Below are 19729 nucleotides of genomic sequence, written 5' to 3'. Positions count from 1 at the left end.
GTAGGAGGTGAGGATCGTTCGGAATCCATTAGATATACTGGAACAATATTTTGGCTATTCTGCATTCAGGGAAGGTCAGCAGCGTGTCATCGATCAAGTACTGAACGGTGATGATACACTTTGTGTAATGCCTACAGGGGGCGGTAAGTCAGTTTGTTACCAGGTGCCTGCACTGGCAATGGAGGGCACCGTTCTTGTCATTTCCCCGCTGATTTCCTTGATGAAAGACCAAGTAGATGCACTGCATCAGCTGGGTATTCCTGCAGCATACATCAATAGCACCCTGTCTTCAGAAGAATATTTCGGGACGATGGATAACGCAAGGGAAGGCATGTATAAACTATTATACGTTGCACCTGAACGGCTCGAGTCGGAGTCATTTCTAAATCAATTGCAGAAAATGAACATTCCTTTGATTGCAATCGATGAAGCTCATTGTATTTCACAATGGGGACATGATTTCCGTCCAAGTTACCGGAATATCCATCGTATTCTAGATTACTTGAACAGCCGGCCAATTATTCTGGCATTGACCGCAACAGCGACTCCGGAAGTGCAGGAAGATATTTGTCAGCAATTACAAATACCGCCTGAGAGCCGGGTAGTTACCGGTTTTGAACGAAGTAATTTAGTTTTTTCTGTTGTTAAAGGACAAAATCGTGATCAGTTTGTAAAAGATTATACAAAAAAGAATAATAATGAATCAGGTATTATATACGCGGCGACACGAAAAGCAGTAGAGCAGGTCTACACAACACTGCAAAAAAACGGCATTCCAGCAGCGAAGTATCATGCCGGCCTGCCTGATCAGGAACGTCAGATGCAGCAAGATCGTTTTATTATGGAAGAAGCGCGTGTCATGGTCGCAACGAACGCTTTCGGCATGGGGATTGATAAATCGAATATCCGCTACGTCATTCATTATCAGATGCCTAAAAACATGGAGAGCTATTACCAGGAAGCAGGCAGAGCAGGGCGTGACGGTCTCGACAGTGACTGCTATCTTTTGTTTTCATCACAGGACGTGCAGACACAGCGTTTTTTGATCGAGCAGTCTCCCGATCCTGCCCGCATTTCGAATGAAATAAAAAAAATGCAGGTAATGGTCGATTACTGTCATACTGAAGGCTGTCTCCAGAAGCACATTATCACATATTTCGGTGAAAAGGATACAGAGGACTGCAAACGCTGCGGAAACTGTACAGATACGCGCGAGCAGTTCGATGTCACAGTCGATACACAAAAAGTCCTTTCCTGCGTCATCCGCATGGGGCAGCGATTCGGCAAAACAATGGTTGCGCAAGTGCTGACAGGTTCGAAAAATAAGAAGATGCAGGAATTTGATTTTGAAAAACTGTCTACATACGGGCTGATGAAAGAACGCAAAGCTAAAGACGTAGCAGATTTTATTGAATTCTTGATTTCAGAGAATTATCTTCAAGTGGAGAGTGGCCCGTTTCCAATTATTTTCGTGACCGAAGAGGGCAAGGACGTTCTGCTTGGAAAGGTAAAAGTATGGCGCAAAGGCGAGATGGTTACGACAGTTATTGCGAAAGACGATCCGCTGTTCAATGAGCTCCGTTCACTCCGCCTGAAGCTTGCTCAGGAGGCAGGTGTGCCGCCATTTGTTATTTTCTCAGACAAAACTCTTCGTGATATGGTAGCAAAAATGCCCGCTACCGATGAAGAATTGCTGACCGTTCAGGGAGTAGGGCAAACAAAACTCGAGCGTTACGGAGATGTGTTTTTGGAAGTTATCGACTCATATTCCCACCAGCAAGCATAAAAGGAGCCTGACCAATCAATTATTGATTGGACAGGCTCCTTCTTTTTATTGAGTCGTTACTATCGAACTTGCATCTGTCTGCGAATCCGGCTTGTGGTTTTTCTTAGCTTCGATTTTTCGGCAAATCGCCACAAGCATATAGACAACGGGTGTATCAATCACCGCAACGGCAAATTTAAATACGTATTGTGCTGCAATCAGACCAAGTAACGCGGTAAATGGCATCGTACCATAAAAAGCGATCACAATGAAAATGACCGTATCGACAAGCTGGCTTGCCATGGTAGAGGCATTATTACGTATCCATAACTTCTTCTCGCCATGCTTTTCTTTAAGCTTATGGAAAATCGTTACATCCAAATTTTGACTGACAACATAAGCTGCCAGACTGGCAAGTGTAACGCGAAAGCCCGCTGAAAAAATGGTTTCAAATGCTTGCTGTTCTTCGTAAAAAGGTGCAGCAGGCAGATTAATAGCCAGCCAGATGAAAAACGTCGACAGCAATTGTACCAATAAACCAGTGAAAACGGTCTGACGTGCTGCTTCCTTACCATATGTTTCCGTCAGCACATCTAAAATGGGGTAGGTGCATACATAGACAACGGCTGCTGCCGGAAGCACAATCCAGCTGCCAAAGCTGACCAATTTGACTGCTAATATATTTGATAGAATGAGTAAACCGACAAAGGTTCCGCTTAAATAATATCTCATCGTCTGCTCACCGGTTATCCACTTTTTCAGGATAGAGATCATGCTGGAACAAACGCTGTTCAGCCATTCCTTCAAATTTCGTCCCCGGTTTTCCATAATTGCAATACGGGTCGATGGATAATCCGCCGCGCGGAGTGAACTTCCCCCACACTTCGATATAGCGAGGCTCCAAAAGATTCACTAAATCCAGCATGATAGAGTTGACGCAGTCCTCATGAAAATCGCCATGATTGCGGAAGCTGAATAAATAGAGTTTTAGCGATTTGCTCTCTACTAATTTTCGATCCGGAATGAAACTGATATAAATCGTTGCAAAGTCGGGCTGTCCTGTTTGAGGACATAAAGACGTGAACTCCGGGCAATTAAATTTTACGAAGAAATCCCGTTCATGATGTAAATTATCAATTGCTTCCAATAAACTTGGATTATACGAATAATCATAAACTGTTTTCTGATTCCCCAATAACGTTAAATCCTGCAGTGTTGCTTCATCTCTTCCTGTCATGTAAAAAACCTCCTGATTTATTGGTCAGGGAGGTTCATAGACGGGTTGAATTTACTAATCTATCTCAGCGAAAAAAGCGGCTGAAAATAAAAAAACGCCATGTATAGACATGGCGAAATTCATCATCCATAGTTTTTTATAGAGGGTCGCTATGAACCTCTCCCGGACGGGTTATTCTATTCTAGAGAAACTTTACTGGATTGTCGAAGTTTTGTCAACAGGCCGAATATCTTGCCGCAAGCCAATGATAGTAAAAATACCGGCAATCAATAAAACTCCGCTCGCCAACATGAAAGCATGATGGAATTCTAAATTCAGAAAACCGATTGCACTCGAACCAACGACCACGCCGAATGAAAAGAATGCATAAAAGAATCCGTACGCTTTTCCGCGTGATTCAGGAACTGTGGAGTCGATCAACAAGGAGTTAATCGAAGGGAACAGAAGGGCAAATCCTGTACCATAGACAACCATTGCTGTCATCATGAGTGATAAAGTATCCACTTGGGAAAGGAACAGCATACTGCCGCTCATCAAAAACAATCCAAAAGCCAATGTCAGCATAGGGCGCGCCTTATCAAATATCCGATTGACAGGCAGAAGGAAAATCAGCACTGCCACCAGGCCGAAAACACTCAGCAACATGCCAGTTGTTTTCGCATCATACTGCAGAAACTCCACTTTCAAGGGAAGGACCAGAGCAAGTACGCCTTGTGAAAACATCAAGAAGAATGCGCCGAGAAAAGCCCGGATAATTCCCGGATGTTTAAAGAATGCCAATGGTTTTACAGCTTTTTGAGCTTCTGTCTTTACCTTTCTGACATATGTAAAAGAGCGCAAGAAAATAAAAGCACCGATTGTCAAAAGTACCATGAAGACACCATTGATGGCCATGATCGTAACGACACTCGTTTTAACAGAAACAATTCCGCTGTATGCCGGTCCGAAAATGGCAGCTAATCCAACAAATGCTCCCGATATCGCAGCATTCCGTCCACGTTTTGAACGTTCAGAACCATTAGCCAGGAATGTAAACGCAGCCGGAATGATCAGCCCTTCTGTCAGTCCATGAAGGAACCGAATACCGATCAGCGTGGCAGAGCCTTCAATAAGCGCATAAGAAAACAACGACAAAGCGGAAGTTAGAAGTCCGACAAGAAGAATATAGAACGGTCCTCTGCGGTCAGTCAAAATGCCTGAGATGATGTTTCCGAAAATATTCGCAAATGAATAGATTCCGACAGACAGGCCCACAATGAACGAGGAGTCAACAAGTGAACTCGCAAAAGGGCTGATGACAGGAAGTTGCGAAAATAAATCAAAGAACGAGAAGAACACGATTAGATAGACAAAGAAGCGCATTTAAGATCCCTACTTTACAAATAATTCAACTATCCTCTATTTTACCATGAAACTAACTGAAATGAACGTAAATGCTTTGCGATAAATATTCGCAATCTTGCAACCTTCACGGTAAAATGAGAAAGGTAAATAAGAAAGCAGAAGGGAATGTGTTGTCTTGAATAATAAAATTCGAGTAGGAATTGCAGGATACGGTAATCTGGGACGCGGTGTAGAGTCTGCGATCAGTCAAAATGAAGATATGGCACTGGTGGGCGTATTCACCCGCAGAGAACCTGAGGATGTGCAATTATTGTCTGATCAAGTTCCCGTTCACAAATTAGACCAAATCGAATCATTTAAAGAAGACATCGATGTCCTGATATTATGCGGCGGTTCGAAAAATGACCTGCCTGAACAGGGTCCTGCATTGGCGAAGCATTTTACGACGGTAGACAGTTTTGATACACATGCGAAAATACCGGACTATTTTGCTGCAGTGGATGAGTCTGCCCAGTCAGCAGGGAAAACAGCCGTCATTTCAGTGGGCTGGGATCCGGGATTGTTCTCCATCAACCGTATGATGGGCGAAGCCATTTTGCCTGAAGGAGAAACATATACTTTTTGGGGCAAGGGACTGAGTCAGGGACATTCGGATGCAGTAAGACGGGTAGATGGCGTCAAGGCAGGCGTACAGTACACCTTGCCGGCAGAAGATGCAATGAACCGAGTACGCAATGGCGAACAGCCCGAACTTTCCACAAAAGAAAAACACACACGCGAATGTTATGTGGTTCTAGAAGAAGGGGCGAGCGAAGCACAAGTCCGCGAAACGATTAGTACGATGCCGGATTATTTTGCGGATTATGACACGACGGTGAACTTCATTACAGAAGAAGAGCTTCGCCGCGACCATGCGAAAATGCCGCACGGCGGATTCGTTATCAGAAGCGGTAAAACGGGTGACAACATAGACCAGGTGATTGAATTTTCATTGAAACTCGACAGCAACCCGGAATTTACTTCCAGTGTATTGGTCGCTTATGCAAGAGCTGCCCATAAATTACAGCAAAAAGGCGATATAGGCGCCAAAACGGTTTACGACGTTGCACCGGGACTGCTGTCACCTAAATCACCTGCAGAAATCCGCAAAGAATTGCTGTAAGATTTAGTGAAAGATAGTAAAGAGGAGGAAAACGGTTTATGAAACTGGATGAAACGTTAGAAATGTTGAAAGAACTGACAGATGCGCGCGGCATCCCGGGGAATGAAAGGGAAGCCCGTGAATCGATGAAAAAACATATCGAACCTTACGCCGATGAAATCGAATATGACGGGCTCGGCTCATTGATCGCAAGCAAAGCAGGCGATGTCAACGGACCGAAAGTGATGCTCGCCGGTCACTTGGACGAAGTCGGATTCATGGTCACAAGAATTGACGATAAAGGTTTTATTTACTTCCAGACAGTAGGAGGCTGGTGGTCACAAGTGATGCTCGCCCAGCGTGTATCCATCGTCACTGGCGCAGGGGAAACGATTACAGGCGTCATTGGATCGAAACCGCCGCATATCTTGACGCCGGAAGCACGTAAAAAACCTGTCGACATTAAGGATATGTTCATTGACGTCGGTGCGGTCTCTAAGGAAGAAGTTCTTTCATGGGGAGTACTTCCCGGTGATATGGCTGTGCCTTATTTTGAATTTACCGTCATGAAGAATGAGAACTTTTTACTCGCAAAAGCCTGGGACAATCGAATCGGCTGTGCCATTGCGGTAGAGGTCATGAAACAGCTGAAAAATGAAAAGCATCCGAATCGCCTGTACAGTGTAGGCGCCATTCAGGAAGAGGTCGGGCTGCGCGGTGCTAAAACGGCCGCCAATAAAATTCAGCCGGACATTGGTTTTGCAGTAGATGTTGGAATCGCTGGGGACACACCAGGCGTTACGGCGAAAGAATCTGTCGGCAATTTGGGAGACGGCCCTCAAATTCTTCTATATGATGCTTCTTTGGTTTCTCACAGAGGATTGCGCAACTTTGTGGTAGAAACTGCAGAAGAAATCGGCGTACCTTACCAATTTTCTACCATGGCAGGCGGCGGAACGGACGGCGGATCTATCCATGTCAGCGGAACGGGTGTACCGACGCTGTCGATCTGTATTCCAACCCGCTACATTCATAGCCATGCTGCTATCCTGCACCGCAAAGATTTTGAGAACACCGTCAAACTGCTCGTGGAGCTTATGAAACGTCTGGATTCGGAAACAGTTAAAAAGATTACATTTGAATAAGTGGATTTTAGAGAAAGCGGCGCCTTTTCGGCACCGCTTTTCCATATGTAAAATGTTATAAAAATTCATTTGACTTCATAATTATACATATGTATACTATTCCATACATACTTCAAATGGATGGCAGGGGAACTATACATGACAAAAATAAATTCCGAAAAATCACTTATCACACAAGAAAGCTTAAAAGGCCGCGACTTCTTGACACTGCTGGATTATTCCAGTGATGAAATTGCTTATTTATTGCAGCTTGCATATGATATGAAACAAGATACGCTGGCGGGAGTGATGCCGCCTTTATTGGCAGGCAAGACGCTTGGAATGATCTTTGAGAAACATTCCACACGCACACGGATTTCATTCGAAGTCGGCATGATTCACTTGGGCGGACACGGCATATTCATGAACGCGCGCGATTTGCAGATCGGCCGCGGAGAATCTGTGCATGACACAGGCCACGTGCTGTCAGAATTCCTTGACGGTGTAATGATTCGCGCAAAGTCGCATAAAATGGTCGAAGAACTGGCAGAGCATACATCCGTTCCGGTCATTAACGGCTTGACGGATATATTCCATCCATGTCAGGCGATGGCAGATTTATTGACGATAAAAGAAGTCAAAGGCGACTTGAAGGGTCTGAAGCTCTCGTATATCGGAGACGGTAATAATGTAGCACATTCCTTAGTTATTGCAGGTGCGCATATGGGGATGCATGTAGCAGTCGCGACACCGGAAGGCTATGAATATAATGCAGCTCTGCTTGAAAAAGCGAAGAAAATTGCCGAACAGAACGGCGGCAGCGTAATGGCGACGTATGATCCAATTGAGGCGGCTGCAGCGTCGGATGCAATCTATACGGATGTCTGGACGAGCATGGGACAGGAAGCGGAGTCAGCGAAGCGTTTAGTAGACTTTAAAGACTTCCAAATCAATGACCAGTTGGTAGGCCATGCCAACAAGGACTATGTGTTCTTACACTGTCTTCCGGCTCACCGTGAAGAAGAAGTGGCTGCTTCGGTAATTGACGGACCGAATTCTTACGTATTCCAGCAGGCAGGAAACCGACTGCACGCACAAAAAGCAATTTTAGCTTCATTATTATAATCAAATGAATGACCGGCTGCTTTCCGTTAGGTGTGGAAAGCAGCCTTTTTACATTGCAGCAGAACTTGATTTGCTATACTATTAGCAACCGATTTGGAGGGGGAAGCTATTTTGCTCACATATTTGCTAGTGTTTTTTGCGGCCGCGGTGCCAGGCATAGAAATCTTAGTGGCGGTTCCGCTAGGTATTGTTCGGGGGTTGCCGGTCCCCGTCGCTATTATATTAGGTTTTTTAGGTAATGCATCAACAATCATACTTGAGATTCTTATTTTTCAGAGGCTCAAAAATTGGTGGGAAAACAGAAAGAAAAGCGAAGTAACTAAGCTTTCAAAGAGGACGGTACGAGCAGAAAATATTTGGCGGCGTTATGGAATACCCGGCCTGGCTCTGCTTGGTCCAATTTTAATTGGCTCTCATTTAGCGGCATTTCTAGCACTTGCTCTCGGTTCTTCCAAAAAACAAACGGCAGTATGGCTATTCATCAGTCTTGCAGCCTGGTCTATAGTGTTTGGAACTCTGACTGCACTCGGAGTGGACGCATTTTTCTGGACACAAAATAAGTTTCAATAGATTCAATGTAGACAGAATAATCAGGTAATGTGTATACTCTATATAATGTACATTTTTTCATAGTAAGGCCAATCTGCGCATAGACTACATCCGGGAGTCCGTCCATCAACTTGCGCACATATTCTTTTCAGTGAATCTTGCAGGACAAGTAATTGATCAGTTGTTCAGACGATGGATTGATGATTTTCACTTTTATAAAAGAGGAGCGGATGGATATGATGCAGACACCACTTATTTTATCTTCATTTATCAGAAGAGCGGAACGATTTTTTCCTAATAAAATGGTGATTTCACGTACGGGTGAACAAACGATTCAGAGATTTACTTACAAAGAGTGGGCGAAAAGAACTCGAAAACTTTCCAACGCTCTAACTGATCTCGGTATGGAGAAAGGCACAAAGGTCGGCACATTTGCTTGGAACCACCACCGTCATTTAGAAGCCTATTTCGGTGTTCCTTGTACTGGAGCGATTCTTCATATGATCAATATCCGTCTGTCACCGGAACATATCGTCTATATTATTAATCACGCAGAAGATGAAATTTTACTAGTTGATGAAGAATTCTTTCCTCATTTAGAAAAAATGGCTCCCATGCTGAAAACGGTGAAACATTTTGTCATCATGAGCGATAGTAAAGAACTGCCTGAAACTTCACTTGAGAATGTGCATTCTTATGAAGCGTTGCTTGAAAAAGCTTCAGATGAGTATGATTATCCAGAAGACTTGGATGAAAATACTCCAGCTGGTCTATGCTATACATCTGCGACAACGGGGCAGCCAAAGGGCGTCATTTATACACACCGCGGATTAGTTTTGCATAGCTATGCACTTGGTCTGGCAGATGCAATGGGTATGAGTGAGCGTGATATTGCGATGTCGGTTGTGCCGATGTTCCATGTCAACGCATGGGGAATGCCGTTTGCGGGTGTATTTTTCGGTACAACTCAAGTATTGCCTGGACCAGGATTCAATCCAGCCGTGCTGTTAGATTTAATCGAATCGGAAAAAGTGACAATTACAGCCGGCGTGCCGACAATTTGGCTGGCAGTATTAAAAGAACTCCAGCAAAAACCGCGTGATCTTTCTTCTTTGCGCGGCATTGTCTGTGGCGGGTCAGCGTCACCGAAAGGCTTGATCCGGGCATTTGAAGAAGGATATAAGATTCCGTTTATCGTCGGTTATGGAATGACGGAAACGACTCCGCTGGTCAGTATGTCTGTACTAACTTCCTCGATGTCGGACTTGACGATGGACGAGCGAATCGATATGCGAGCTACACAAGGTCTGACGATGCCGGGACTGGATACGCGAGTTGTCAATGAAAACGGTGAAGTTCCATGGGATGGCAAAACGATGGGAGAGCTCACGATAAAAGGACCATGGATTGCGAGCGAATATTATAAAGACGAACGTACTGAAGAAGCTTTCAAAGACGGCTGGCTCTATACAGGAGACATCGCTGTGATGACACCGGACGGTTATCTGAAACTGACAGATCGTACGAAGGATCTGATCAAGAGCGGAGGAGAGTGGATCTCATCGGTAGATCTTGAAAACGCTCTTATGACACATGAGTCTGTCTATGAAGCAGCTGTTATTGCTGTGCCACATGAAAAATGGATGGAACGGCCGTTAGCCTGTGTCGTAGTAAATGAAAATGTAGCGGAAGATGACAATAAAAAAGAAGAACTGAAAGAATATCTAAAAGGCCAGTTTGCAAGCTGGTGGGTTCCGGATGAAATCCTCTTCGTAAAAGAAATTCCGAAAACTTCCGTAGGTAAATTCCTGAAAGCCGCACTTCGAGATCAGTTACAAGATCACTATGTAACCAAATAATACAGGCAGTAAAAAAGGGTCTGCACTAAAATCGGTTCTTGACAACTTGTCATGTCTGTATTGCGAAAATCATGCTGCAGTTAAAACCCGCTTCGGCGCTAGGGATTGCCTTATGCTATGAGCCTACTGGCAAAGAGTACGCCTCATTGCCTTAACTTTTATAAAGAGCGCAAAAGTACGGCAAAGCGAACCCCTCGCTGTTCGCTTTGCAACGGCCGACCTCGCATTTGCGCCTACGCTTTTGCTAGAAAATGTATGTCGTGTTGCCTTTTGGCAGAGTGTGAGTTAAGTTGGCGTGGATTCGTTTTTCGACTTTGTAAACACTTTGACCACAAGGATCTAAATCTTTGCAGAATGCTAAGTATTGCATGAAACGCCTTACCTATCGTAATAGTCTCAGATATTTCGCTCATACTGCCTTCTCGCGCAAAAAGTATTAAAACACCAGCCAGTGTACCTTCGTTACAGGCAACCTAAGTACGCCGACAGGTGCCTTAATTTCTGCAAAGGACACAGAAATACGGCCAAGCGAACCCTACGCTGTTCGCTTGGCAACGGTTGCATAACTCGCTTCGTGTGAGCCCGCGGCTAAAAAGACTCTGGGAGGATCAGCCCGACAGGTGAGGCAACTTGCGGCAGCGAAGCGAGAGAAGATGGCAGAAGGAACCCTGTATTGCCTTAATTTTTGCAAAGAGCGCAAAAACACGGCAAAGCGAACCCTTCGCTGTTCGCTTGGCTCACCGCGGGCCCGTAAGACAAGCGTCCGCCTGGAACGCAGGGAAACGGTCTTCTACCCACCTACCATTCTATACTGCGTAATCACAGTCAAATCCGTGAAATAGACTTTCAAGCACATGTTTTGGTTTAGAGTCGTAAAAAATCCCTCACTTTATTAATTCAAAGTGAGGGATTTTGTTCTGCTGATTACTGTGCCTTAGCAAATGCCTGAGATAATTCATTGGTCATTTGTTCTTTTTCTGTATCATCTGCACGCTTCCAAAGCTGTTCGAAAAACACACCCAGACCCGGCAGTAGATGCTCTTCACCGCGCTGAATTGCGTCATCAATCACACTGCGAACATCTGAAGAACTATTATCTGTCATATTGGCTGCAATCGCATCACGTATTTGAAAATCCATATTATCATCCTCCTGCACATATCTTTTCCCCGACAGTCGCTAAATATACTATCATTTGGTACACTAAAATAAAAAAGGATGTACTGCCTCTTGAATAAGCGTATCGAATCCACACAAAATTCATTAGTGAAACATTGGAAAAAACTTGTAACCATCAGGAAAGAAAGAGACCAGACGAAAGAGTTTCTTGTAGAAGGCTATCATCTCGTAGAAGAAGCTTTAAAACGGGGAGGCACTGTCATTCAGCTTTTAGTCAGGGAAGATATAGAGATTCCTGCTGATTGGCAGGCGTCTATTATTGAAATTACAGCCGCGGTTGCTAAGGAAATATCCGAAACAGAGCAAACACAGGGTGTCTTTGCCTACTGTAAACAGCCGCAATATGATGAAACCCAACAGAAGAATTGGACAAAACTTTTACTCATTGATGCTGTCCAGGATCCCGGAAATATCGGTACGATGATTCGCACGGCGGATGCTGCGGGACTTGACGGGGTGATACTTGGAAAAGGATGTGCCGATCCATATAATCCGAAGACCGTACGCTCTGCACAAGGCTCACATTTTCATATTCCTGTCATTCGAGCAGAGCTTGGGGAATGGCTGATTCATTTAAAAACTAATAATGTTTCCTTAATGGGCACAGGTCTGCACGAAGCGGTCTCTCTACATGACATAAAACCGCAGTCAGACTTTGCTTTGCTGGTCGGCAATGAAGGAAGCGGCGTAAATACTGATCTGCTTTCGCAAGCCGATCAAGTTGTAAAAATACCTTTATATGGTCAGGCTGAATCATTGAACGTAGCCGTTGCAACTGGTATTTTACTCTATAAACTGCGGACACACTGACTTCACTGTTGAAGGCCTTATCGGATTACGGTATACTATGAGATGAATCAAATAAAAAGCAATGACCGGGAACAGTACATGGAAAACACGTTTACAGGAATTTTACACCCCGACTGAAAGTGTAAAAAAACGAAGTCCCATCGAATTCACCCCGTGAGCTGCACGCCAGGACCAGCAATGTAAAGGCGTGCCGGCAAAGGACCGTTATTCCAATTCAAGTGATTTTGCATCATACTTTTTTAGATGCAAACTAATCAGGGTGGTACCGCGAAATCGACCTCGTCCCTTTTATAGGGGCGAGTTTTTTGTTTTTCAAAAACTATTATTGCGAACCGCCACTGAACTAAAGAGAGGAGTTATGGAACATGAAAGAACAACTGCATGAACTGAAAGAACAAGTCATGAGTAAAATCAAAGAATCAAACACCGTGAAAGAACTAAACGACGTACGAGTAGCCTATCTTGGTAAAAAAGGACCCATTACAGATCTGCTAAAAGGAATGGGGAAACTTCCAGCAGAAGAGCGCCCGAAAATGGGTGCACTCGTCAACGAAATCCGTGAAAGTGTTACTGAAATTCTTGAAGAGCGTAAGGAAATTCTCGAACAGCAGGCAATCCAGGAACAGCTTGATAAAGAATCCATCGACGTCACATTGCCGGGCCGTCCAGTAGAACTTGGCAACCATCATCCATTAACGCGGGTTGTGGAAGAAATTGAAGACTTCTTCATTAGTATGGGGTATGAAATCGCTGAGGGGCCAGAAGTAGAAAAAGATTACTATAACTTTGAAGCGCTTAACCTGCCGAAAGGTCACCCGGCCCGTGACATGCAGGATTCTTTCTATATTACAGAGGACATTTTATTGCGTACGCATACATCACCCGTGCAAGCTAGAACAATGGAAGCAAAAGAAGGAGCCGCCATTAAAATTATCTGCCCGGGTAAAGTGTATCGCCGTGACTCAGATGATGCGACACACTCTCATCAATTTACGCAGATTGAGGGATTGGTCGTCGGCGAAAATATTCGCATGAGTGATTTAAAAGGCACGCTTGATTTATTGGCAAAGAAATTATTCGGTGCAGATCGTGAAATTCGTTTGCGTCCCAGCTTTTTCCCATTCACTGAACCGTCTGTAGAGATGGATATTTCTTGCTTCAAATGCGGCGGATCAGGTTGTAATGTATGTAAGAAAACAGGGTGGATTGAAATTCTTGGAGCGGGCATGGTGCACCCCAATGTGCTTGAGATGGCCGGCTATAACCCTGAAGAGGTTACTGGTTTCGCGTTCGGTATGGGGCCGGAACGTATTGCAATGTTAAAATACGGAGTGGAAGACATTCGTCATTTCTATACAAATGACATTCGTTTTATTTCTCAATTCCACCGGGCAGAGGCGTAAGGAGGCGTAATGATGTTAGTATCAACAAATTGGTTAAGTAATTATATAGACTGGAATGAACTAAGCGCGGCAGAACTTGCAGAAAAGATTACGCGTGCGGGGATTGAAGTAGACGGCATTATCGACCGTTCATTTGGAATGGAAAATGTAGTGATCGGTTATGTAACGGACTGCGTAAAGCATCCGGAAGCAGATAAACTTCATATTTGCCAGGTGGATGTCGGGGGAGAAGTTACACAAATTATTTGTGGAGCGCCGAATATCGCAGCAGGTCAGAAAGTGATCGTAGCTCGTCCGGGAGCAACTTTGCCGGGCGGCATGAAGATTAAAAAGGCAAAACTTCGTGGGGAAGAGTCAAACGGCATGATCTGTTCACTCCAAGAGCTTGGAATTGAAGGGAAACTGGTTCCGAAAGCTTACGCAGAAGGCATTTACGTGTTGCCGGCTGAAGCTCCGGCAGGGGAGAGTGCATTATCACATCTGGGCCTTTATGATAAAGTATTGGAATTTGATCTGACACCGAACCGTTCCGATGCGCTAAGCATGCTCGGCGTTGCGTATGAAGTCGGTGCGATTCTGTCCAAAGACGTGAAACTGCCTTCCATTTCTTATGAAGTGTCATCTGAAAAAGCACAGGACTTTCTAAAGCTGACGGTTGAATCTCCCGAAGATAATCCGATGTATGTCGCGAAAGTCGTAAAGAACGTCAAAGTCGCTGAATCGCCTCAATGGCTTCAAAATACGTTGATGTCAGCAGGCATCCGTCCACATAATAATATCGTCGATGTGACGAACTATGTATTAATGGAATATGGCCAGCCGCTTCACGCGTTTGACTATGACCGTCTTGCAACAAAGGAAATCGTCGTACGACATGCAGATGAAGGCGAGAAAATGGTGACGCTGGATCAGGCGGAACGCACACTGAAAAGTAATCAGCTTGTTATCACAAATGGTAAAGAGCCAGTGGCACTTGCAGGCGTAATGGGCGGTGCGAATTCTGAAGTGCATGAAGGAACTGTGACAGTAGTCATCGAGTCAGCATATTTCGCCCCTGGATCTGTGCGTCAGACTTCCAGAGAAATCGGTCTTCGCAGCGATGCAAGCGCCCGCTTTGAAAAAGGTGTGGATCCGAACCGTGTAGCAGAGGCTGCAGAACGCGCAGCGCAACTGATGGCTGAACTGGCTGGCGGAGAAGTGCTGGAAGGTTCTGTAGTATTTGATGAACTGGATAAAACTTCAGAACGGATCATTTTGTCACCGGATTATGTCAACAACCGTCTGGGCATGAAGATCCCGATGGACGAAATGAAATCCATCATGGATCGTCTGCAAATCCCGACTGAAGCAATCAACGGCCAGCTCGTGATGGATATTCCTACGCGGCGTCAGGATTTACGAATTAAAGAAGACATGATTGAGGAAATCGCACGGCTTTACGGCTATGACGAGATTCCAAAAACATTGCCGGTTGTAGAAAGTACGCCGGGCGGTTTAACGCCATATCAGGCGAAGCGCCGAATTGTACGCAGATTTTTGGAAGCGGCAGGTCTTTCACAGGCTTTGACGTATTCATTGGCTTCACCGAAAGATGCACAGGCATTTGCGCTTGAAACAGCTCCTGTGACCACATTGCTGATGCCGATGAGTGAAGAGCGCAGTGTATTGCGCCAAAGCCTGATTCCTCACCTTCTGGATGCAGCTTCTTACAATATTGCACGCCGTAATGAATCAATTGCTCTGTATGAAACTGGTTCTGTTTTCTTAGGTATTGAAGAGGATGGACTGCCGAAAGAAGTTGAGCATGTCGCGGCAGTGCTGACGGGTAAATGGGTTCACCATGCATGGCAGGCAGAGACGAAAAAAGTTGATTTCTTCGTAATGAAAGGGATTGTGGAAGGGCTGTTTGAGCAGCTTGGACTGCTTGAACGTATCCAGTTCACAAAAACTTCTGTCGAAGGAATGCATCCCGGACGCACTGCGACTGTATGGCTTGGTGACCAGTCTGTAGGTATGATTGGACAAGTGCATCCAACAGTGCAGAATCAGCGCGATTTGCAGGAAACGTATGTGATGGAAATGAACTTGCGTGTCATTATGGAAACAGCGGCTGGAGAACTCTTCTACGAGCAGGTACCGCGCTATCCTTCCATGTCACGTGACATTGCGTTAGTAGTAGACCGTAATACATCTGCAGCCAATCTGCAGGCAATTATTAAGCAAGCAGGCGGTAAGTTATTGAAGCATGTTCAGCTGTTTGATTTGTATGAAGGTAAAAATGTAGAAGAAGGCAAGAAATCTTTGGCATTCTCACTGACTTACTTTGATCCTGAACGCACATTGACGGATGAAGAAGTTGTGAATACGCATAATAAGGTACTGGATGCTTTAACTGTTCAGGCTAATGCGCAGCTCAGATCGTAAAATAGGTACGAAAAACCGCAGCCCTCAGATTAATGAGAGTTGCGGTTTTCATGTTGGTGAAATTATTTCTTATAAACCAGCTTCAATGCTTTTTGTGTATTGGCGAAATGCGCTTTCGTGATAGATTGTAAAAAAGGTTCGCCTTTTTTACGAATGATCTGGCAGGCGACCTGATCCACTCTTGGGCCTGCTCCTTTAGGCAATGTCACGCCAGCCGTCACACTCAGCTGATCCATTTGTTCTAAAAATGCTACGCGGGCCAGAATGGATGCGGTCGCTACCGATACATGCAAATTTTCCGCTTTTGTTGAGAACAGCACTTTGTCCTGCACGATAGCCGGCTCATTCTTCAAGTGATTATAGTACACTTTTCTCTCAGCAAACTGGTCAATTAAAATATATTCGGGATACTCAGGCTTGATTTGATCCAGCACTTGCTGTAAGGCCTGGTTATGCAGGATAGCTTTAATCTTTCCCTGGGACCACCCTTTACTTTGAATTTCATTGTATTTGGTATTGTCGAGTGTCAGAACGCAATGCGGGACGACTTGTTTCAGATCTCCGGCAATTTGCTGCATATAGGTGTCGGTCAGCTGCTTTGAATCTTTCACACCCAGTTCACGTACGAGTTCAATCTTTTCACTGCTGATATAACATGCGGCTACTGTAATCGGGCCGAAAAAATCACCTGTTCCAGTTTCATCCGATCCGAGTACGGACATAACCGCAAATTTCTCGGGCAGGATATCGCCTTTTGTTCCGGAGCTTTTCGCATTCGCAACTGCCGGTGTTGAAGAAGTGCTCCATCGTGCAGCTTCACGTTCCGCACCGCCCCCCTGGAATAATACCTTGCCTGAACGATAGGCAGTGATAGAGGTATCAGCTGTTTTGGCAGCGAAAATTACTCCCGGTGCATTACGCGTGATTTTATCTTCCTCATAAAAATTCAGCACTTTTGGCATTTCTTTTTCTGTAAAAACGATGACTTGGTTACTCACTGGATCTTTCACTCGCTTTCTGAGAGGTTTTATTTATTAGTATACCTGAAATATACCTGTATAATGAATGTCGGTATGTTAAACTGCCTGTAATGTCATTATGAGACATTATTGATTCACAACCAATTGTTTTTCATGGTATGATTATGAACAGGGTTTTTTAGAGGAGGGCGGAATAGTGGCAGACAAAGAAAAGGCAAGAGTGGCAGTTGAAATTTATGGACAGACCTATACAATTATTGGCACAGAGTCGTCTGGCCATGTACGTCATGTAGCCTCGCTTGTCGATGATAGGATGCGGGAAATCAGCAAACGCAATCCCTACTTGGACAGTACAAAAATCGCTGTATTAACAACCGTTAATAGTGTGCATGACTACTTAAAATTAGAAGAAAAAGTGCAGCAATTAGAAGAAGAAGTGAAAAAGCTGAAGGGTAGAGAGGCTAGATATGATTGATTTACTGATAATTATTTTATTAGTCGGCGGTTTAATTACGGGTTTCCGACGCGGTCTGATTGTACAGCTCATTCATATGTTTGGGTTGATCGGGTCTATCATCGTTGCCTATATGTACTACAAACCACTGGCAGAAAAGCTGATCCTGTGGATCCCTTATCCAGGAGCGACAGCAGACGCAAAATTAAGCTGGACATTTGATCATTTAGATTTAGATATGACATTTTATCGTTTAATCGCATTTATCTTTATTTTTGTGGCAGTTAAATTGGTGCTTCAGCTAATTGGCTCCATGCTGGACTTTTTGAAACATTTGCCGGTATTAGGCTTTGGTGCGCGCTTGTTTGGTGCAGGTTTTGGATTTATTGAATTTTATTTCATCATTTTTTTCTTTTTGTCGATTCTGGCGATTCTGCCAGCCGAGGTCATCCAGAATTCCCTTCGCCACTCATTACTGTCAAAGGCGATGTTCGAACACACACCGATCATTTCATCGGCAATCAAAAATTGGTGGTTTGTTTACGCAGGCTGATGAAGTACATAAGAACTGACAGCTTCCCGTTTAGCGTGGAAGCTTTTTTAACAGAGTGAGGAGGGTATTGATTTGAATAAAAAGACCATTATACGTACATTTGAAAAAATCGCACTGTATATGGAACTGCTTGGAGAAAATCATTTTAAAGTAGCGGCATTCCGCAAAGCTGCTTCTGTTCTGGAATTAGATATGAGAAGCCTTTCTGAGATGGATGACATACTTTCACTGAAGGGTATTGGCAAAGGTACGGGAGCAGTTATCACAGATTTAATGGAAAACGGGTCATCTGAAGTGCTTAAAGAGTTAGAAAACCAGGTGCCGAAGGGCTTGATACCGATGCTGAATATCCCTGGTTTAGGCGGCAAAAAGATTGCCAAGCTAAGGCAGGCACTGAACATAGATTCAGTAGAATCATTGCGTCAGGCGTGCGTTGAGCAAAAAGTGAGCAAAGTACCGGGCTTTGGTAAAAAGACGGAAGAAAATTTACTGAGAGAAATTGAAGTCCTGGCAGAACGCTCAGGTAAAACACCAATTTGGCAAGTAGAAAAAGTAGTCGATTTCGTCGAAAAAGAATTACAGTTGATCGAAGAAATTGAAAAGTTTCATGTGGCCGGCAGCTATCGTAGACGCGAAGAAGAAAGCTCAGACGTTGATTGGATTCTGGTAACGGAACATCCTGCAGCAGTACGCGAAAAAATTCTTGCTGCACTGCCGGTTGAAAAAGTGATTGCCGGCGGGGATGCCAAACTGTCGATCTCCCTCGATACTGAAAATCCGATAGATGCCGATTTTCGTTTTGTGACCAATGAACAATTCGCTTCCGCATTGAATCACTTTACTGGATCTGCTGCGCACAATGTCCGCATGCGGCAGCTGGCAAAAAGCCGGAAGTTGAAGATCAGTGAGTATGGGGTAGAAGATGAATCGGGCAATGTACAGACCTTCGCTAGTGAAGAAGAGTTCTACGCTTATTTTGATTTGCCATTTATTCCGCCAAGCATTCGTAAAGACGGAACCGAAATTGACCGGGTGAATGAAATTTCACAGCTTGTGACACCGGAATTAATACGTTCTGATCTGCATATGCACACGACCTGGTCTGACGGCGGCTATTCAATAGAGGAGATGGTGGAAGCCTGCCGTGCGAAAGGTTACTCGCATATGGTCATCACCGATCACTCCCATTATCTAAAAGTGGCCAACGGGTTAACACCTGAAAGGCTGCTCGCACAAATAGAAGAAATTCGTACCGTCAGCTCAAAATTCGATGATATAGAAGTATTCTGCGGAACCGAAATGGATATTTTGCCGGACGGGACACTGGACTTTGAAGATGAAATCCTGCAACAGCTGGATTTTGTTATTGCATCTATCCATTCGAGTTTCAATCAGCCGCAGGAACAGATCATGGAACGGCTGCATTCTGCATGCAAGAATCCTCACGTTCACATGATTGCACACCCGACCGGCCGGATTATCGGACAGCGGGAAGGCTATAATCCTGACATGGAGCTGCTGATTAAGTGGGCTGGGGAGTACGGGAAAATATTAGAGGTCAATGCCAGTCCGTACCGTCTGGATTTGCGTACAGAGCATCTTCTTATGGCGAAGGAAGCGGGCGTCAATATTGCGATCAACACGGATGCGCATGCGACCGGGCAATTGGATTATATGCCGATTGGCGTAGAATATGCACAAAAAGCATGGCTGCCGGCTGATCAGGTAATCAATACATGGCCATTAGAAAAATTCATCAAAAATGTAATCCGTAGATGAAAG

The 19729-nt window shown here is 44.6% G+C and carries 17 protein-coding genes, 1 riboswitch and 1 other annotated feature; of the genes, 12 read left to right on the top strand and 5 right to left on the bottom strand.

Features of this window, described 5'->3' with window-relative positions:
- The first annotated feature begins 13 nt into the window (after positions 1-13).
- Positions 14-1786 (top strand): DNA helicase RecQ, encoded by a 1773-nt coding sequence (recQ, locus tag GDZ68_RS06350; protein ID WP_153721507.1) that lies wholly within the window; start codon positions 14-16, stop codon positions 1784-1786.
- Positions 1787-1831: 45 nt separating this feature from the next.
- Here recQ and GDZ68_RS06345 read toward each other — a convergent pair whose 3' ends face one another.
- The 3 genes from GDZ68_RS06345 to GDZ68_RS06335 all read right to left on the bottom strand — a co-directional run bounded on the left by GDZ68_RS06345 (position 1832) and on the right by GDZ68_RS06335 (position 4364).
- Positions 1832-2497 carry a queuosine precursor transporter gene (locus GDZ68_RS06345; RefSeq protein WP_153721430.1) on the bottom strand — a complete coding sequence of 222 codons (666 nt, stop codon included), beginning with the start codon at positions 2495-2497 and terminating at the stop codon, positions 1832-1834.
- A 7-nt stretch (positions 2498-2504) separates the two neighbouring features.
- Complete coding sequence (gene queF, locus GDZ68_RS06340; RefSeq protein WP_153721429.1) at positions 2505-3002, bottom strand: preQ(1) synthase; 498 nt, start codon at positions 3000-3002, stop codon at positions 2505-2507.
- A 122-nt stretch (positions 3003-3124) separates the two neighbouring features.
- Positions 3125-3168: riboswitch (PreQ1 riboswitch) on the bottom strand.
- A gap of 26 nt (positions 3169-3194) precedes the next feature.
- The gene (locus tag GDZ68_RS06335; protein ID WP_153721428.1) at positions 3195-4364 is read right to left on the bottom strand and encodes an MFS transporter; all 1170 of its coding nucleotides are present in this window, start codon (positions 4362-4364) and stop codon (positions 3195-3197) included.
- Positions 4365-4521: 157 nt separating this feature from the next.
- Here GDZ68_RS06335 and GDZ68_RS06330 point away from each other — a divergent pair, with 157 nt between their 5' ends.
- The 5 genes from GDZ68_RS06330 to GDZ68_RS06310 all read left to right on the top strand — a co-directional run bounded on the left by GDZ68_RS06330 (position 4522) and on the right by GDZ68_RS06310 (position 10144).
- Positions 4522-5508 carry a diaminopimelate dehydrogenase gene (locus GDZ68_RS06330; RefSeq protein ID WP_153721427.1) on the top strand — a complete coding sequence of 329 codons (987 nt, stop codon included), beginning with the start codon at positions 4522-4524 and terminating at the stop codon, positions 5506-5508.
- Between the two features lie 38 nt (positions 5509-5546).
- Positions 5547-6632 (top strand): M42 family metallopeptidase, encoded by a 1086-nt coding sequence (locus GDZ68_RS06325; protein WP_153721426.1) that lies wholly within the window; start codon positions 5547-5549, stop codon positions 6630-6632.
- Between the two features lie 138 nt (positions 6633-6770).
- The gene (argF, locus tag GDZ68_RS06320; protein ID WP_153721425.1) at positions 6771-7736 is read left to right on the top strand and encodes an ornithine carbamoyltransferase; all 966 of its coding nucleotides are present in this window, start codon (positions 6771-6773) and stop codon (positions 7734-7736) included.
- A gap of 111 nt (positions 7737-7847) precedes the next feature.
- Entirely contained in the window at positions 7848-8306 is a 459-nt protein-coding gene (locus GDZ68_RS06315; RefSeq protein WP_153721424.1) for a small multi-drug export protein, read from the top strand.
- Between the two features lie 215 nt (positions 8307-8521).
- Positions 8522-10144 carry a long-chain fatty acid--CoA ligase gene (locus GDZ68_RS06310; protein ID WP_153721506.1) on the top strand — a complete coding sequence of 541 codons (1623 nt, stop codon included), beginning with the start codon at positions 8522-8524 and terminating at the stop codon, positions 10142-10144.
- Between the two features lie 924 nt (positions 10145-11068).
- On the opposite strand, the gene sspI is transcribed toward GDZ68_RS06310, so the two are convergent.
- Complete coding sequence (gene sspI / locus GDZ68_RS06305) at positions 11069-11284, bottom strand: small acid-soluble spore protein SspI (protein WP_153721423.1); 216 nt, start codon at positions 11282-11284, stop codon at positions 11069-11071.
- A gap of 78 nt (positions 11285-11362) precedes the next feature.
- Between sspI and GDZ68_RS06300 the strand changes: the two genes are divergently transcribed.
- The 3 genes from GDZ68_RS06300 to pheT all read left to right on the top strand — a co-directional run bounded on the left by GDZ68_RS06300 (position 11363) and on the right by pheT (position 15960).
- Positions 11363-12133, top strand: a complete 771-nt coding sequence (locus GDZ68_RS06300; protein WP_153721422.1) for a TrmH family RNA methyltransferase — start codon at positions 11363-11365, stop codon at positions 12131-12133.
- A 52-nt stretch (positions 12134-12185) separates the two neighbouring features.
- Positions 12186-12423: a binding site (T-box leader), on the top strand.
- A gap of 75 nt (positions 12424-12498) precedes the next feature.
- Positions 12499-13536 carry a phenylalanine--tRNA ligase subunit alpha gene (pheS, locus tag GDZ68_RS06295; protein ID WP_153721421.1) on the top strand — a complete coding sequence of 346 codons (1038 nt, stop codon included), beginning with the start codon at positions 12499-12501 and terminating at the stop codon, positions 13534-13536.
- Between the two features lie 12 nt (positions 13537-13548).
- On the top strand, positions 13549-15960 hold the full coding sequence (gene pheT, locus GDZ68_RS06290) for a phenylalanine--tRNA ligase subunit beta (protein ID WP_153721420.1): 2412 nt from the start codon (positions 13549-13551) through the stop codon (positions 15958-15960).
- A 62-nt stretch (positions 15961-16022) separates the two neighbouring features.
- On the opposite strand, the gene rnhC is transcribed toward pheT, so the two are convergent.
- A complete protein-coding gene (gene rnhC / locus GDZ68_RS06285) occupies positions 16023-16958 on the bottom strand; it encodes a ribonuclease HIII (RefSeq protein WP_153721419.1) in 936 nt (311 codons plus the stop codon).
- Between the two features lie 178 nt (positions 16959-17136).
- Between rnhC and zapA the strand changes: the two genes are divergently transcribed.
- From zapA to polX, 3 genes are all read left to right on the top strand, one after another.
- Complete coding sequence (gene zapA / locus GDZ68_RS06280) at positions 17137-17415, top strand: cell division protein ZapA (protein ID WP_153721418.1); 279 nt, start codon at positions 17137-17139, stop codon at positions 17413-17415.
- Positions 17408-17947 carry a CvpA family protein gene (locus GDZ68_RS06275; RefSeq protein WP_153721417.1) on the top strand — a complete coding sequence of 180 codons (540 nt, stop codon included), beginning with the start codon at positions 17408-17410 and terminating at the stop codon, positions 17945-17947. The genes zapA and GDZ68_RS06275 overlap by 8 nt, the downstream gene beginning before the upstream one ends.
- A gap of 72 nt (positions 17948-18019) precedes the next feature.
- A complete protein-coding gene (polX, locus tag GDZ68_RS06270) occupies positions 18020-19726 on the top strand; it encodes a DNA polymerase/3'-5' exonuclease PolX (RefSeq protein WP_153721416.1) in 1707 nt (568 codons plus the stop codon).
- Positions 19727-19729: the final 3 nt, after the last annotated feature.

It is taken from the genome of Sporosarcina cascadiensis (assembly GCF_009650995.1).
Lineage (GTDB): Bacteria > Bacillota > Bacilli > Bacillales_A > Planococcaceae > Sporosarcina > Sporosarcina cascadiensis.
This window is presented reverse-complemented; position numbering and strand designations above follow the sequence as displayed.